Source organism: Streptomyces sp. NBC_01352, from assembly GCF_036237295.1.
GTDB lineage: Bacteria > Actinomycetota > Actinomycetes > Streptomycetales > Streptomycetaceae > Streptomyces > Streptomyces plumbiresistens.
In genome coordinates this window covers 9255607-9269854 of sequence record NZ_CP108354.1, presented here as the reverse complement: position 1 = coordinate 9269854, position 14248 = coordinate 9255607, and the positions used below count along the sequence as shown (strand labels likewise).

The following is a 14248-nucleotide window of genomic DNA, read 5'->3' as shown; positions in this document are numbered from 1 at the left end:
CTTCCGTACATTTCGCCGAGAATTACCGGCATTACTGCTGGGGAACTCCCGGGGGGTCACGCGAATGGCTTGGCTCGCGCTTGGATACTTTCTTGCCTATATTCCCTACGCCATGCTCGTGAAAGCGGTGTCCAGCGGAGTTTCGCCGCTGGCCGGAGAACCGGTCGACGGCCTGGTGCTTCTGCCGGCGGCCGCCCTGGGCCAGCTCGTCGTGATGCCGCTCTTCCTGATGGCGAGCGGATGGTGGGGATACGCGGGGCAGCGTGAGATTCCCGGAGTGGGCCGCGTCCGCCTGCCGGGCAGGGAAACGCTGGTGGCGGGATTCTTCACCGCGCTCATCATCGGCACCACCACGCTGAATTTCACCTTCGCCGGTGTCTCCATCCTTCTTGTGCTGCTTCTGATGCGCGGGGGTGTGCTGATCCTTTCGCCGCTGGTCGACTCGGCGCGTAAACGCATTGTTCCCGGTTCGGCGTGGGCCGGACTGGCCTTCAGTCTGATGGCGGTTTCGGTGGCTCTCGGTGATGTGAACAGCTACCACCTCACCCTGGCGACGGTGTTGAGCGTGTTCACCTATCTCGTGGGTTACGTGGGGCGGTTCGAGATCATGAGCCGCGTGGCCAAAACCGGAGTGAAGGAAACCGATCGTCGCTATTTCGTGGAGGAGCACGCCGCCGCGCCGGTTTTCCTCGTCGGGATCCTGGCGGCGGCGGCCCTGTGCGGGCAAGCGGAGTTACGCACCGGGTTCACCACCTTCCTCGGCACTTCGACGGCCTGGGCGGCCGTCGGTATCGGCATGGCGTACGAGGTGCTGTTCGTCTTCGGCACGCTGATCTACCTCGACCGCCGCGTGTACACCTGGTGCGTCCCGGCCAACCGGTGCGCCAGTCTGCTGTCCGGCCTGGTCGCCTCCTACGCCCTGGCCGGGCTGGCCGGGCTGCCGGTGCCGGGGAACGCTCAGCTTCTCGCGCTGGTCTTCATCGTCACCGCCATCGCGTCCTTGTCCTACCCCGCGGCGGTCTCCTGGTGGCGGGAACGCGGCACCCGCACGCGGCAGGTGCTGTTCGTCTGCGGTGGCAACACCTCCCGCTCGCCCATGGCGGAGGTCATCGCCCGCACCCATGCCACGCAGGCGGACGGCAGCGCGCGCGGTGTGCGCTTCACCAGCGCGGGAGTCTCCCCCGCACGCCCCGGAGCGCCGTTGGTCCCCGCCGCCCGGACCGCTCTCGCCGAGCTCGGTATACGGCGCGTACCCGGCCCCGCACACCCCCGCCGCCACCGGGCACGGCCGGTCACCGCCAGGCTGTGCCGCGACAGCTCCGTCATCTACTGCATGACGCGTTCGCACCGCGACGCCGTGGTCGCCCTGGCACCCGACGCCAAGAGCCGCACCCACTGCCTGGATCCGCACGGCGACGTCCCCAACCCCGAGGGGCAGCCACCCGAGGTCTACCGCCAGTGCGCCGACCGCATCCAGGAGTTGGTCCGCACCCGTCTGCACGAGTTCCTCGGCAGCGGTCCCGGCCCCGACGTCCGCACGGCCGGGCTCAGTTGAGGCGCGAGGGAGTGACGTACCCATGACGGTCCATGACGAGCCCCCGCATGAGGACCTGGCGAAGGAGCTGGCGAAGGAGCTGACGCCGGACCTCGTGGCGTACGACGGCAGCACGGACAGCGACCTGCCCTGTGACGGCCTGTCCCTGATCGCGTCCCGCCACTGCAAGCGCGCCTTCCTCGATCGGGCGGTGCCCCGGGACGTCCTGGCGGAGGTGCTCCTCGCCGCAGGCCAGGCGCCCTCCGGCCGCAACATCCAGCCGTGGCGTATGACGGTGGTGACCGGCAGCCCGCTGGACGCGCTGACCCGCACGCTCTGTGAGGGCTTCGACCGCGGAGAACCGCCACGGCCTGACTGCGCCAACCGGACGCCGACGCTCGACGACATCGCGGCCGAGCGCGCCCGGGCGGCCCTGGCCGGAGTGCTGCGCGCCAAGGGCCACGCCCCCGACGACCCCTCGGCCGCCCGGGCCCACCTCCGCGACAACCTGCACTTCTACGGTGCACCGGCCGCCCTTGTCTGCCACGTCCCCGGCGACGCGGTACCCGGGACCTTCCTGGAAGCCGGCCTCTTCCTGCAGAACGTCATGCTCGGCCTGGTCGCCCGAGGACTCGGCAGCTGCCCGCAGTTCAGCGTCGCGGGCTACGCGGACGCGCTGCGCCGGAAGCTGGACATCGACGCCGACCGGCTCATCGTCTGCACCCTGGCCGTCGGGTACCCCGACGAGGCGGCCCCGGTGAACCGGTTCGTCCCGCAGCGGGCTCGCCTTGAGGAGTACGTTCATTGGAGCTGACCGAGGGGAGCGGCGGCCGCCCCGGTGCGGTGCGCCGGGCCCGGCTGGTGGCTGTGGCCACCGAACCCGACGACCTCAGCAACGCCCGCCTGCGCTCCCTCGACGGGGTGGCCGACTCCCTGGAGGTACGGGCCGACCTGCTCGGCGACCCCGATCCGGCCCAGCTGCGCAAGCACTTCACGGGCACTCTCACGTACTGTCTGCGCACCCGGGCGCAGGGCGGCGGCCGCGGCCTCGTCCCGGCGGAGCGGTTCACGCGGCTGCTGCGCGCGGCGGACCACTACGACGTGGTCGATCTGGAGTGGCCCGACGATCCGGCGCGACCGGAGCTGCTGGCCGCCGTGCCCCCGCGGCGGCGGCGCATCTCCTGGCACGGGCCCCTTCCGGCCGGGCGGGGCACCGACGGCCACGCGGCCCTGAGGGAACAGTTCGCTTCCCTGCGGACCGTACCCGCGGCGCTGTATCTCCTCGATGTCGATGCCCGATCCCCGACCCCGACCCCGCAGCCACAGCCACAGCCACAGCCACAGCCACAGTATGCGGACGAGTACGGCATCACGGCGGCTCCGTCGCTGCTGGCCGGCCTCGGGCGCGGGGACGTCACCGCGTTCGCGTCCGGACCCGCCGGCAGCTGGACCCGCATCCTGGCCCCTTGGCTGGGCGCGCCCGTGGTGTTCGGCCGGGTCTCGGCGCCGGGACCGGACGGCATGCCGAGCGTCGGGCAACTGGTGACCGACTACGGGCTGCCCGAGTTGCCCCGGCTGCGCGGCCTCTTCGGCATCGCGGGCCGCAACTCGGGGCGCTCGCTGTCGCCGCGCCTGCACAACGCCGCGCTGCGTACGTTGGGCCTGCCCGCGCTGTATCTCCCCTTCCAGGTGGAGGCACTGGCGCCGTTCTGGCGGGCCGCCGTCCGCTTCGGGGAGGAGAGCGGACTGCCCGTGCGGGGGCTGACCGTGACCGCCCCCCACAAGGAGACCGCCCTTGCGCTGGCGGACAGGGCGAGCCCGACGGCCCTGCAGTGCGGGGCGGCGAACCTCCTGTGGCGGGAGGAGGGGCTGTGGCGGGCCGACACCACGGACACGGTCGGAGCCCTGCAGTCGCTGGCCCGGGCCGGGATCGACCCGGCGGGCCTGCGGGCGGCGGTCGTCGGATGCGGCGGGGCCGGGCGAGCGGTCGCGGTGGCCCTGCTGAGGGCAGGGGCTCAGGTGACCCTCGTCAACCGGTGCGACGCGCGGGGCCGGGACTCCGCACGCCGCATGGGCGTCCGCTTCGTACCGCTGTCCGGGTTCAGCGCGGCCGGCTACGGCGTGCTGGTCCAGGCCACACCGCTGGTGGAGCGGCCGCCCTTTCCCGTCGCGTCGGCCGACCCCGAGGCCACCGTGCTGGAGATGGCGTACCGAGACCCGCCCACCCCACTCATGGAGGCGGCGCGCGCCCGCGGTCTGCTGGGCATCGACGGCTGGGAGGTGCTGCTCGTCGAAGTACGGGAGCAGTTCCGGCTGCTGACGGGGCATCCGATGCCTCCCGCCGTGCTGCGCGCCCTGTACGCCGGCCGTGCGCGGGCTCCAGCGGTCGGCCCGCCAGGACAGAACGGCCCCGACGCCTTTCATGGTCCAGCCGACGGCCTACGACTGGCGCCCGGCGTATGACGGCCGGGACAGCCCCCGCGGAAGACCGCGGGGCGAACCTCCGGGAAAGGAGAGCACCTCGTGACCATCCGCTCGGCGGCCGGTGCGACATCATCTGCCGCGCCGCCCGCACCGGACGCCCCTGACCTATCGGCCCTGTCGGGCGACTGGCTCAACACCGACCGCGGAGCGGTGTCCAAGGGCCCACTCCGGCTGACCGTCGCCGCGTGCGGAACAGGCTTGACCGTACGGGCTTTCGGCATCACCCCCACTGACGGCCGCTCCGCGGCGGGTGGGCGACCGCGCGACTGGGGCGAGGTACCGGCGGCCGTCTACACCGCGCCCGGCGTGCCATCCGTGGCCTGGTCGTTCTCCGCCGTCTACGAACTCGGCGGGTTCCGCACGGTTCTGTCCGCCTACTACAAGACCGGCATCCTGGTGACCACCGCCTCCAGCGTGCCCTTCGACGGCGGCGGAACCGGCCAGTGGACCCGTTCGTTCTTCCACCGGGCGGAGGAGGCCGTATGACGACGGCACCGCACACCGACCTGGCCGACCTCGCCGGCGGGTGGGTCAACTTCGACACCACCGCCATCGGCATCCGGCTCGTCGACGCCGTGGCGGACGAGGACCGGCTCGCGCTGAGTATCGCCGAGGGCGGCCCCGGCGTCCCCGACACCCACACCGCACTGGCGGCCACGCCGCTGGTGGACGCGGGCGGCGACGGCCCGGCCGTGGGCTTCCTCGCCGAGGGGCGGCTCGGCGCCCGGACCGCCATCCTGTGCGGCTATCTCAACCGCGGCCTGCTGACCATCGACGTTCACATGGCCCACCCCGACGACCTGCGGATGCCGCCCGTGATGTACCGCGCCCACTACTACCGTCCGGGACTCGCCCAGCCGCCCGAACCACCGGAAGGGGCACCCCTCCCATGACCGCCGACCTGGTGCACGGCCCTCAGCATCCACACGCTCCGGTTCTCGGAGACCACGCTGCCCTCGACCGTGCCCGGAAGCTGGCCGCCGAGACGTTCGCCGCCCGCGCGGACGACTACGACCGCAGGGCCGCCTTCCCGGCCGAGGACTTCGAGGACCTCTTCACGGCCGGGCTGCTGGCCGCCGCCGTACCCCGCGAGTACGGCGGACTCGGCTTCGGACCGCAGCAGCGCAACACGCTGCCCCTGTGGGACCTGACCACCACGCTCGCCTCGGCCGATCTGTCGCTGGCGCGCTGCTGGGAGGGGCACGCCAACTCCCTGGTGCTCATCGACGCCCTGGGAACGCCCGAGCAGAAGCGGCGCTGGTTCGCGGGCGTGGTGGGGCGCGGGGAGAAGTGGGTGGCCTGGAGCGGCGAGCCCCGGGCTCCCAAGCCCGGGGAGACCAGCCGTTTCGGCACCGCGCTCACCCCGGTCGAGGGCGGCTGGACCGTACGGGGCACCAAGGCGTTCGCCACCAGCGCCACCGGCGCCCAGTGGGCCATCCTGTTCGTCGACCCGGCGGGACCCGGCGGAGCCCGGCACGCGCAACCCGCCCCGAACGGCCGGGCAGCCGCGAGCGGCAGGGCCGCGGGCAGTGAACTGCTCATGCTGGCCTGCGATCTGTCGGACCCGACGGTGAGCGTCGACGGCACGTGGTGGGATCCGGTGGGCATGCGCGCGACGGTCAGTCACCTGGTGCGGTTCGACGACACGTTCATTCCCCGGGACCACCTCATCGGCGCACCCGGCAGCTATCTCAGCGGGCAGTGGCAGTCCGCGTTCGTCCCCCACTACGCCTCCAGCTTCCTGGGCGCCGCCCAGGCCGCGTGCGCCTACGGGCTGGCGTACATCAGGAAGCAGGACAAGGGCGCCGACCCGTACGTGCGGCAGCGGGCGGGCAGCATGGCGGTCAACGTGGACACCGCCCGCCTGTGGCTGCGCCATGTCGCCGCGCTGTGGGACGAGGGCCGGGTGGACGAGGCCAGGATCGCCGGCAGCAAGGCCCGGCATGTCATCGAACACCTGGCGGAGGAGACCGTGCACCACTGCATCCGTGCCTGCGGCGCCCGCAGCCTGGTGCGCCCCAGCCCGGTGGAGCGGATCCTGCGCGACCTGACCTTCTACCAGCGCCACGACAACGACGACCACATCCTCGCCACCATCGGCCGCGCCGCGCTCGGCGACGACCACGACCCGTCCTTCCACAAGCCCTGAGTCGAGTGAGGAGTGGCTTCGATGCCCGTCCCGAGCCCGCCGGTGGCCTTCCCTTTCGACACCCGGGACCACGCCGAGGTGTTCGCGAGGCTGGCCCGGCTGCGTGAGAACGAACCCGCGACCCGTGTGGTCGTCGCCAGCGGACACGAGGTGTGGCTGGTGACCCGGTACGAGGACGTACGCCAGGTGCTGCGCGACCGGCGTTTCAGCGTCACGGCACACAGCGGTCCCGACGCGCCCCGGCTGTTCACCACCCCGTTCCCGTCCGGTGTCGCCCTCATCCGGGACACCGAGCCGCCGGACCACGCCCGGCTGCGGAAGCTGGTCATGCCGGAGTTCAGGGCGCGGCAGGTCCACCGGTCGCTGACGGTGATCCAGAAGATCACCGACGGTCTGCTCGACACCATGGCCGAGGCCGGCCCGCCCGCCGACCTGGTCGCCGGCTTCGCACGCCCGCTGCCCGTGGCGGTGATCTGCGCATGGCTGGGCGTTCCGGCCGGGGACAGCGACCGGATCCTGGCCTTGACGGACACGATGAACGGCAAGGGCCCCCTGGAGCGGATCACCGCGGCTCAGCGGGAGATGTGCGACTACCTGGCCGCCCTGATGGACGCCCGGCGCGCGACGCCCGGCGACGATCTGTTCAGCGCCCTGGTCACCGCTCACGACGAGCAGGGGGCGCTCTCCGACGCCGAGTTGACCGGCCTCGGCGTCAGTCTGCTGTTCGCTGGCCACACCGTCGTCACCGCCGTCCTGGCCTCCGCTCTGCACACGCTGCTGCACCGGCCCGCCGATCTCGCACGGCTGCGGGACGACCCGGCGTTCGCGGAGAGCGCGGTGGAGGAACTGCTGCGGTATCACCTCGTGCTGAGGGACGGTCAGATCCGGGTGGCCACCGAGGACGTGGACATCGCCGGGGTCAGCGTCCGTGCCGGAGAGTCCGTCGTCGTCTCGATCAACTCCGCGAACCACGACCCGGAGGTCTTCCCCGACGCCGAGCGCCTCGATCTGGGCCGTGATCCCAATCCGCATGTGACCTTCGGCCACGGCATCCACCGCTGCCTCGCCTCCCACCTGGTGCGGGCGGAGCTCCGGATCACCCTCACGTCGCTGCTCACCCGCTTCCCCACGCTTCGGCCGGCGGCTCCCGAGGCGTCCGCCGGCTGGAAGGGGCACCAGCGCATCCAGGCCATCGCCGCCCTTCCCGTCACCTGGTGAGCACCATTCCGTCTCCGGCCCACCGTGACGCCTCGCCCCGCCAGGCGTCCTACATCTCCACGAAGACCGGTCAGTTCGCCTACTTCGACTCCCAACTCGGCCGACCGGACTGGTCCGGGCGCCGGGTGCTGGACTTCGGCGGGAACGTCGGCACGTTCCTGGAGGAGGCGGCGGGACGCGTCCAGCCGTCGCTGTACTGGTGTGTGGACGTGTCGCGTCCCGCGATCGAGGAGGGTCGGCGGCGCAGCCCGCGGGCCCACTGGATCTTCTACGACCGGTACAACCCGCAGTTCAATCCCGGCGGTGTCCCCGGGCTCCGACTGCCCGACCTGGACACGCGTTTCGACTTCGTCCTCGCCTACTCGGTCTTCACCCACACACCGGACGACGAGACCGTGGAACTGGTGCACGCGCTGCGGTCGCTTCTGACCCAGGACGGGGTGGTCGCCTTCACCTTCATCGCCCCGGACTGGGCGCCGCGGGGTGAGGGACACGAGTCCAACGTGCGGTGGCGGCTGCGCAGCCGCTCCTTGGGGAACACGCCGGAGCCGCTCCCGGTTCCGGCGCGCCTGGACGCCGTCGTCGAGCAGGCGCGCGAGGCGCGCTGGTGCGCGGTCGTGGACCACACCCTGCTGTTCGACGCCCGCGCCCCGGTCGGTCCCTGCGGGCGGTACGACGTGCTGTGGAGCCCGGACCACGCGAGATCGCTCTTCCCGGCAGCCGAGGTACGCCCGCCGGCCGCGCCGGAGCGGCAGCACTGCTGTCTCATCGGCCCGAAGGAGTGACGGGCTCGAAGGACTGACGGGCCCGGCATGCCTGCGCACAGCCCCCAGCGCCCACCCGCCCTTGGGGAGGCGGGTGGGCTGAAGGGGGTGACGCGCGCGGTGGGGCATCAGCGCAGTGCGGTGTCGGTGTGCCAGATCGCCTCGCCGCGGTGGTAGATCACCACGTTCCCGTCCATCTGGACGACGAGCTTGGCCTCGGGTTTGCCCGCGGTGCCGGAGCTCCAGAGCTTCTGGTCGATCTGGTTGCCCTCCTTCACGGTGCAGACGAACAGCTCCCCGTCGGCGAACCTCGCCTGCGTCTTCGCGCCGGCCGGGTTGGCGGTGTTCGCGGCCCAGAGAATCCGCTCGTTGCTGTTGTCGATGACCACGAGGTTGCCGTCCGGCCGGAGGAACAGCCGCACCGTGCCCGAGTCGACGGTGTCGCGCTCGGTGTTGTCGAAGCTGTTGACCGTGAAGATCGTCAAGCCCGAGACGACCATGTTGGTGTTCATCCGGCCCTCGGCCAGCTGGTCGATCACCGAGACCGACGGCGCGAAGGCGTACACCGCCCCCTCGGTCCGTACGAACTGCGCGAAGCTCAGCGCGACCGGCTCGCCACCCTGGGGGCGCTCCCAGCGGACCACGGTCTCCTCGCCCGCCACGGGGTCGGAGCCGGTGGGGAACGGGCCGGGGTCCACCTGCTCGTGATGGGTGTCGGGGTTGGGCTTGGGGAAGGTCTCGTCGTTCATCCAGTCCCGCTGGATGAACTCGAACTGCCGGAAGAGATCGGCCTGATAGCAGACGAACACCAGGCCGCGCGGCGCGTCCGGACCGTTGAGCGCCGAGGCGGACGGGTCGAACGGCAGGCCGTACGGGATGCCGCGGCGCATGATCCGGCGGTGGTTGAACTTCGTGTCCGGGTGGAACTCCCCCTCTTTGTCCCTGACGGGGAAGCCGTCGCGGGGGTTGGTCTTGCGCAGGTGGGACCAGAGCGGAGTGGTCGTCCCCTTCGGATCGTCCCGGAACGAGATCAGGTTGTCGTTCGACGACTCCGCGTTGTACGACATGTCCGCGTGCGGACACTTCGCCACCGGGGTGCCGGAGCGCCAGCGTCCGACGAGCCGGGCCGCCAGCCATTCGGTCGTCGCCTCCGGCGGCGCCGCCTTCGCCTCCTTCAGCACCTTCAGCTGCGCGGCCACGCCGGCCCACCAGCCGGGGACGTCCTGGGCCAGTCGGCGTACCACCTGGAACGAGCCGTGCTGCGCCCACTCCGGGTAGGGCAGGGGGTGCGGGCGCTCCCGCTCCAGCCCGACGACGAACTCGCCGGGCTTGACGAGGATGGTGCCGGGATGGCCCTTCTCGTAGACCGGGTTCTCGGGGTCGGGCTCGTCGAGGTGCTTGATCGCCGGCTCGCTGACGCCGTCCTTGAAGCCGAAGTGCTCCCTGCCCCGGCGGGGGCCCTCGAGGGTGGCGCCCTCCTGCTCGTAGACCGTGACGATCTTGGCGCGGGCGAGATCCTGCCGGACGTCTCCGAGGGTGGCCCGCAGTGCGTGCGGCTGGTCGGCCGCGAGGGTGAGCACCGCGTGGACCCGTCCGTCGCCGAAGTTGCCGAAGAGCCAGTTCTGCGGGGCGTTCTGACCCGCGTCGCCGAGTGCCGGCGCCCGCTTGGCCGGGCCTTCGAAGAAGGCTTTGAGCGGGCCATCGGTGCTGTTGCCGTCGACGCCGGGCAGGGGGCTGTGGCCGGCGAGGAACGTGAGCCCTTCGAAGGTGAGGCTGATGCCGTACCACAGCGCGTTCAGGTTCTTCGGGTCGTCTCCGCCCGAATACGAGCGGGCCCGGGAGAATTCTTTGTTGAATGTCGCCACTTGTTTGGTCGTGGCGATGAGCGGCCGCAACTGTTTCAACCACGTGCGCGCCGGCTGCTGGTCCTCGAACCGCAGGAAAAGCAGCTGCATGTGGTCTTTCTTGAACCCGGCGAGCACGTCTCCCTGAGTCTCGGCGTCCTCGCGCAGGAAAAGGTTGTGGGGATCGGTCGTTGCTGTGGCCATGCGTGCGGTTCCTCCGGAGAATTCGGCGGAATGGTGTCGGCTCCTGCTACCCCGTCCTAATTGACGATAGGGACGCGCCTGATGGTGATACACAAAAAGCCGTGGTGTTCACCCGGTTGGCGGAGCGCACGTCTCCAACGATCCCGTCTACCTGCTCTGATGCCCCAATTCACCACCAGTTGCGCCGACGTGACGTACCGCTGCGCAAGGAGTGAGTGACAGCTCGTACGTGTTTTCGGATGTTACAACGAACCGATTGATGGAAAGGTTGGAAATACCCCTTCCGGCGCATCCGCCGCGACCCTCGTTCGCTTTCTTCTCCCCTTTTCTGCTGCCTGCTTCCCCTTCACTGCTTTCCGCTTCCCCCATGTCCTCGGACGGCTAGGAGAGCCATGTCCCCACAAAAGATTTCCGCGGCCTTTTTGGCGTGCGCACTCGTATCCGCGGTGACCGCCACGACGGTCTTCGCCGCGCCTTCCGCGTATGCGCACGACGGGGCCCATCACAGCGAAGTCGCCGACGCGGACGACTCCGAAAAGGTCCATGTGACCGACCGGCAGATCAAGAAGGAGATGAGAGACGACGAGGCCGCCGTCCTGGGCGAGGCGCACGCCAAGGAGCACGCCGGCCTGCGGGCCACGGCCAAGGCCCTGGCCGAGTACCCGCAGTCGACCCGCACGGCGAGGCTCAAGGAGCTGGCGAAGACCCAGGCGGAGACCAACAAGCAGTACGCGCCCGAGAAGTTCGGCCGGTTCGCGGAGTACTTCCCCTCACCGGACTACGGCGACCACATCGCCATGCTGCCCACCGGCAAGGTGCTCCTCTTCTCCTTCGAGCCGATCGAGGACAACCCCCAGAAGGAGACGGCTCCCACCGACGTCATCGGCAAGGAGAACGCCGGCCGCGCGTATCTGTGGGACCCGGCCAAGGGCACGGGAGGCGACGCCTTCAAGAGCGTTCCTCCGCCCATGGTGGTGATGCCCGACGGCAAGAACGAGGCGCGTCCGGCACCGTTCTTCTGCTCGGGCCACGCGTTCCTGCCCAACGGCATGCTCGGGGTGTTCGGCGGCAACCTCGGTGGCAACGGGGGCAGCGGCGCCAAGCTGTCGCTCGTCTTCGACCCCTGGACCGAGACCTGGCACCGCAACGCGGACATGTCGGTCGGCCGGTGGTATCCCGGCGTCGTGGAGGGGCCCGACGGCCGGCTGCTCATCATGTCGGGCCAGTCGGAGCTCGGCTGGGGGACGCCCACCTCCATCGTCGAGCGCTTCCCCGCCAAGTCGCACCCGGTGCCGTGGCAGAAGGGCGACGTGCCGGCGAACGTACCGGTCGACACGTTCCGTGCCAAGGCGCCGTTCACCAGGGACTATCCGCACCTGTTCACACTGCGCGACGGCAAGGTCTACGGACTCGGCCGGATGCTCAACGAGCAGTACGTCTTCGACCTCGGCACGGAGACCCGCGCGAGTCTGCCGGACCGGCCCAACATCCCCTGCAAGGACGCGAGGGACGGCAACGGCGAGGGCTGCAACGCCGAACGCATCTACGGCTCCGCGGTGCCGCTGCCCAACGGTTTCCAGGGCCCCGACTCGGTCCTGCTCCTCGGCGGCAACCGGGACGACGCCAACACCTACGAGCTGACCAAGGGGAAGACCTGGAACAAGCGCGAGGCCCGAGCCTTCGGCCGGGCGAACGACAGCACTCTCATGCTGCCGGACGGCAAGCTGTTCACGGTCAACGGTTCCTTCCACATCCGCAACTACGGCAACGGCCTGTACAACCCGAACGCCCTGCCGAAGTACCGCCACACCGAGACGCGTGACGAGAACGGCAGCTGGAGGCTCGGCCCGGTGCAGCGGCTGCCGCGCGGCTACCACTCCAACGCGGTGCTCATGCCCGACGGACGGATCCTGGTCACCGGGGACGAGGCCCAGCAGATCGCCAACGACCCGGACATCAAGGACGACATGCACGGCAGCATCGAGATGTTCGAGCCGTGGTACCTGCACGTCGGCAACCGGCCCCAGCTGAACAGGGCCCCGGCCGGTGCGCTGCGCTACGACTCCGCCTTCACCGTGCAGACCTCCACGCCGGGACGGGTGGACAGCGCCGTCCTGGTGGCGCCGACGACCGCCACGCACTCGACGAACCCCAGCCAGCGCCACCTGAAGCTGAAGATCAACAGCCGTGACGGCAACCAGCTGAGCCTGCGGACCCCGGAAACGGCGGCCGACGCCCCGCCCGGGTGGCACATGCTGTTCCTGCTGGACGAGCGGGGCGTGCCGAGCGTCGCGAAGTGGGTGAAGCTGGAGCCCGCTCAGGGCGTGTCCCCGTCGGGCCGCGATTAACGACTAGTCACCTCGTCGAGGGCGGCTGACCAGGGCAGATGTCCGTCAGTCGCCCTTCGCCGCGGGTAGGCAGCACCCGCCGCATGAAGGCGTCCCCCAGTGCGTAATACTCTTCCTATGAAGTCAGGCATTACGCCCTGGGGCGGGCCGACCACGGTACGGCGGGCCGTGGCGCGGGACGCCAAGCGGCTCACGCGGCTCGTGCGGGGCTCACGCGCCTACGAAGGGCAGTACGCGGCCATGGTCGCGGACTACCGGGTGGGTCCCGACTACATCGAGACCCACCGCGTCTTCGTGGCCGTCGCCGCCGACGAGTACGAAAGCCGTGTCCTCGGGTTCTACTCACTCGTCCTCGCCCCGCCGGAGCTCGACCTGCTGTTCGTCGCCGACGGAGCACAGGGACGCGGCATCGGGCGGCTGCTCGTCGCGCACATGAAGTCCGAGGCCCGCACCGCCGGGCTCGACCGGGTCCGAGTGGTGTCGCACCCTCCCGCCGAGGGCTTCTACCGCAGCGTGGGCGCGGTGCACACCGGGACCGCGTCCGCGAACCCACCCGCTGTGGCGTGGGACCGGCCCGAGCTGGAACTCCTTATTCCGCGGGTGCCGACCTGTCCGGGGCCGGGCGAGCCCGGCTGAAGGTGGTGCGGCCCCACTGATGGGTGATGGTGAACGACGCACCGCACTCCGCCATACGACGGGTCAGTCGCGTCATTCGAGCTTGCAGCGCACGCCGGCTGAGCGGATGCCGCGCGTCGCCGAGAAGCAGGCACAGGTCATGGCAGCACCAGGGGTGCCTCACGGCCTGGATGAGCTCCAGAAGAATCTTCTGGGAGCCGTGCTTCACGTGCGGCCCGAGCTTCGGGAACTCATGGGTGCCGTCCGTGGCATGAAGCGGGGAAAGCACCGCCAGCCAGCGACGCTCGGCGGCTATGCGGCTGGCCAACTCCATGGGCGAGATGCTTCGGGACAGTACGTTGGCGGCGCCGGCCCGCAGCAGGGCGACCGAGTCGGTGCCGTCGGGTACCAGGACGACGACCGCGGACAGCCTGCTGAGTACGTGAACACGCTGCGGCAGGTCAGGGACCTGGCTCAGGTCCGGCACATCGAGAAGTGCCAGGGGGCGCGGCCGGCGCAGCAGGGAGAGGTAGGCGCCGATCGATCCCCATGGCTGGGGGAACGTCGGCATGATGTGCTGGCTCCTCATCTCGCGCAGCAGGGCTGCTGTTGCGTCCCGCTGCATCGAGAAGACCGCGTCGACCGGGCCTGGCGTTCCTGGGTCGGCCGACGGTGAATCCATCGGCTCGTCAAGGGTCTGAGGGATGAGCATGACCGGAACCCGACGTAGTGCAGACAGTGCATGACCCCTCAAAGCATCGGGGTGTCGCTGAGCCGCGTACAGGTGTGGCGGTGTTCATGAATTGCTCAACCAGTGGTCATGATCACCGCGAAGGCGGCTGCCGGGCTGAGGGCTCAGCTCTCGGGTGACTGCTCGAGCATCGCGCGGGTCAGGACGTTGCCGCCGATGCCCCAGCCGCCGTCGGTGACCTCCTCGACGAGGACCATGGTGTTGGCGCGGGCCCGTTCGCCGTATATCTCGACGTAGAGCTCGGTGGTGCGGGTGACGATCTTCTCCTTCTGCTTCTCGTCGAGGGTGCCGGCAGGGACCTTGAAGTTGGCGAACGGCATGGCGTTTCTCTTTTCTG

13 protein-coding genes are annotated in these 14248 nt (G+C 70.3%); 10 read left to right on the top strand and 3 right to left on the bottom strand.

Annotated elements, in window-relative coordinates; all coding sequences use genetic code 11:
* Nucleotides 1-112: 112 nt before the first annotated feature.
* The 8 genes from OG252_RS42600 to OG252_RS42565 are packed head-to-tail and all read left to right on the top strand — an operon-like array spanning nt 113 to nt 8170.
* Nucleotides 113-1555 carry an arsenate reductase/protein-tyrosine-phosphatase family protein gene (locus OG252_RS42600; protein WP_266443922.1) on the top strand — a complete coding sequence of 481 codons (1443 nt, stop codon included), beginning with the start codon at nt 113-115 and terminating at the stop codon, nt 1553-1555.
* A gap of 22 nt (nt 1556-1577) precedes the next feature.
* Nucleotides 1578-2348: a nitroreductase gene (locus OG252_RS42595; RefSeq protein WP_266443920.1), complete on the top strand. Its 771-nt coding sequence runs from the start codon at nt 1578-1580 to the stop codon at nt 2346-2348.
* Nucleotides 2339-3997: a hypothetical protein gene (locus OG252_RS42590; RefSeq protein ID WP_329342910.1), complete on the top strand. Its 1659-nt coding sequence runs from the start codon at nt 2339-2341 to the stop codon at nt 3995-3997. Before OG252_RS42595 ends, OG252_RS42590 begins: the two co-directional genes overlap by 10 nt.
* Before the next feature lie 60 nt (nt 3998-4057).
* Nucleotides 4058-4504, top strand: a complete 447-nt coding sequence (locus tag OG252_RS42585; RefSeq protein WP_266443916.1) for a hypothetical protein — start codon at nt 4058-4060, stop codon at nt 4502-4504.
* Nucleotides 4501-4911 (top strand): hypothetical protein, encoded by a 411-nt coding sequence (locus OG252_RS42580; protein WP_266443914.1) that lies wholly within the window; start codon nt 4501-4503, stop codon nt 4909-4911. The genes OG252_RS42585 and OG252_RS42580 overlap by 4 nt, the downstream gene beginning before the upstream one ends.
* Nucleotides 4908-6167 (top strand): acyl-CoA dehydrogenase family protein, encoded by a 1260-nt coding sequence (locus OG252_RS42575; protein ID WP_266443911.1) that lies wholly within the window; start codon nt 4908-4910, stop codon nt 6165-6167. Before OG252_RS42580 ends, OG252_RS42575 begins: the two co-directional genes overlap by 4 nt.
* A 21-nt stretch (nt 6168-6188) precedes the next feature.
* Entirely contained in the window at nt 6189-7385 is a 1197-nt protein-coding gene (locus OG252_RS42570) for a cytochrome P450 (RefSeq protein ID WP_266443908.1), read from the top strand.
* On the top strand, nt 7382-8170 hold the full coding sequence (locus OG252_RS42565) for a class I SAM-dependent methyltransferase (RefSeq protein WP_266443905.1): 789 nt from the start codon (nt 7382-7384) through the stop codon (nt 8168-8170). The genes OG252_RS42570 and OG252_RS42565 overlap by 4 nt, the downstream gene beginning before the upstream one ends.
* Before the next feature lie 107 nt (nt 8171-8277).
* Here the strand turns inward: OG252_RS42565 and OG252_RS42560 are convergent, their stop codons facing one another.
* A complete protein-coding gene (locus tag OG252_RS42560) occupies nt 8278-10197 on the bottom strand; it encodes a Dyp-type peroxidase (RefSeq protein WP_266443902.1) in 1920 nt (639 codons plus the stop codon).
* A gap of 446 nt (nt 10198-10643) precedes the next feature.
* Here OG252_RS42560 and OG252_RS42555 point away from each other — a divergent pair, with 446 nt between their 5' ends.
* Both OG252_RS42555 and OG252_RS42550 read left to right on the top strand, forming a co-directional pair.
* Nucleotides 10644-12545: a galactose oxidase early set domain-containing protein gene (locus tag OG252_RS42555; protein WP_266443901.1), complete on the top strand. Its 1902-nt coding sequence runs from the start codon at nt 10644-10646 to the stop codon at nt 12543-12545.
* Between the two features lie 117 nt (nt 12546-12662).
* Complete coding sequence (locus OG252_RS42550; protein ID WP_266443899.1) at nt 12663-13181, top strand: GNAT family N-acetyltransferase; 519 nt, start codon at nt 12663-12665, stop codon at nt 13179-13181.
* On the opposite strand, the gene OG252_RS42545 is transcribed toward OG252_RS42550, so the two are convergent.
* Together OG252_RS42545 and OG252_RS42540 are read right to left on the bottom strand one after the other, a co-directional pair.
* Nucleotides 13135-13731, bottom strand: a complete 597-nt coding sequence (locus OG252_RS42545) for a hypothetical protein (RefSeq protein WP_266443897.1) — start codon at nt 13729-13731, stop codon at nt 13135-13137. The two genes, OG252_RS42550 and OG252_RS42545, sit on opposite strands and share 47 nt — an antisense overlap.
* 284 nt (nt 13732-14015) lie before the next feature.
* On the bottom strand, nt 14016-14231 hold the full coding sequence (locus OG252_RS42540; RefSeq protein WP_266443895.1) for a 4-oxalocrotonate tautomerase family protein: 216 nt from the start codon (nt 14229-14231) through the stop codon (nt 14016-14018).
* Nucleotides 14232-14248: the final 17 nt, after the last annotated feature.

Bases quoted from the DNA above. Each gene is read 5' to 3' on its own strand.
- OG252_RS42600 (WP_266443922.1), top strand. From the start codon at position 113: ATGCTCGTGAAAGCGGTGTCCAGCGGAGTTTCGCCGCTGGCCGGAGAA.
- OG252_RS42595 (WP_266443920.1), top strand. From the start codon at position 1,578: ATGACGGTCCATGACGAGCCCCCGCATGAGGACCTGGCGAAGGAGCTG.
- OG252_RS42580 (WP_266443914.1), top strand. From the start codon at position 4,501: ATGACGACGGCACCGCACACCGACCTGGCCGACCTCGCCGGCGGGTGG.
- OG252_RS42575 (WP_266443911.1), top strand. From the start codon at position 4,908: ATGACCGCCGACCTGGTGCACGGCCCTCAGCATCCACACGCTCCGGTT.
- OG252_RS42570 (WP_266443908.1), top strand. From the start codon at position 6,189: ATGCCCGTCCCGAGCCCGCCGGTGGCCTTCCCTTTCGACACCCGGGAC.
- OG252_RS42560 (WP_266443902.1), bottom strand. From the start codon at position 10,197: ATGGCCACAGCAACGACCGATCCCCACAACCTTTTCCTGCGCGAGGAC.
- OG252_RS42550 (WP_266443899.1), top strand. From the start codon at position 12,663: ATGAAGTCAGGCATTACGCCCTGGGGCGGGCCGACCACGGTACGGCGG.
- OG252_RS42545 (WP_266443897.1), bottom strand. From the start codon at position 13,731: ATGCCGACGTTCCCCCAGCCATGGGGATCGATCGGCGCCTACCTCTCC.
- OG252_RS42540 (WP_266443895.1), bottom strand. From the start codon at position 14,231: ATGCCGTTCGCCAACTTCAAGGTCCCTGCCGGCACCCTCGACGAGAAG.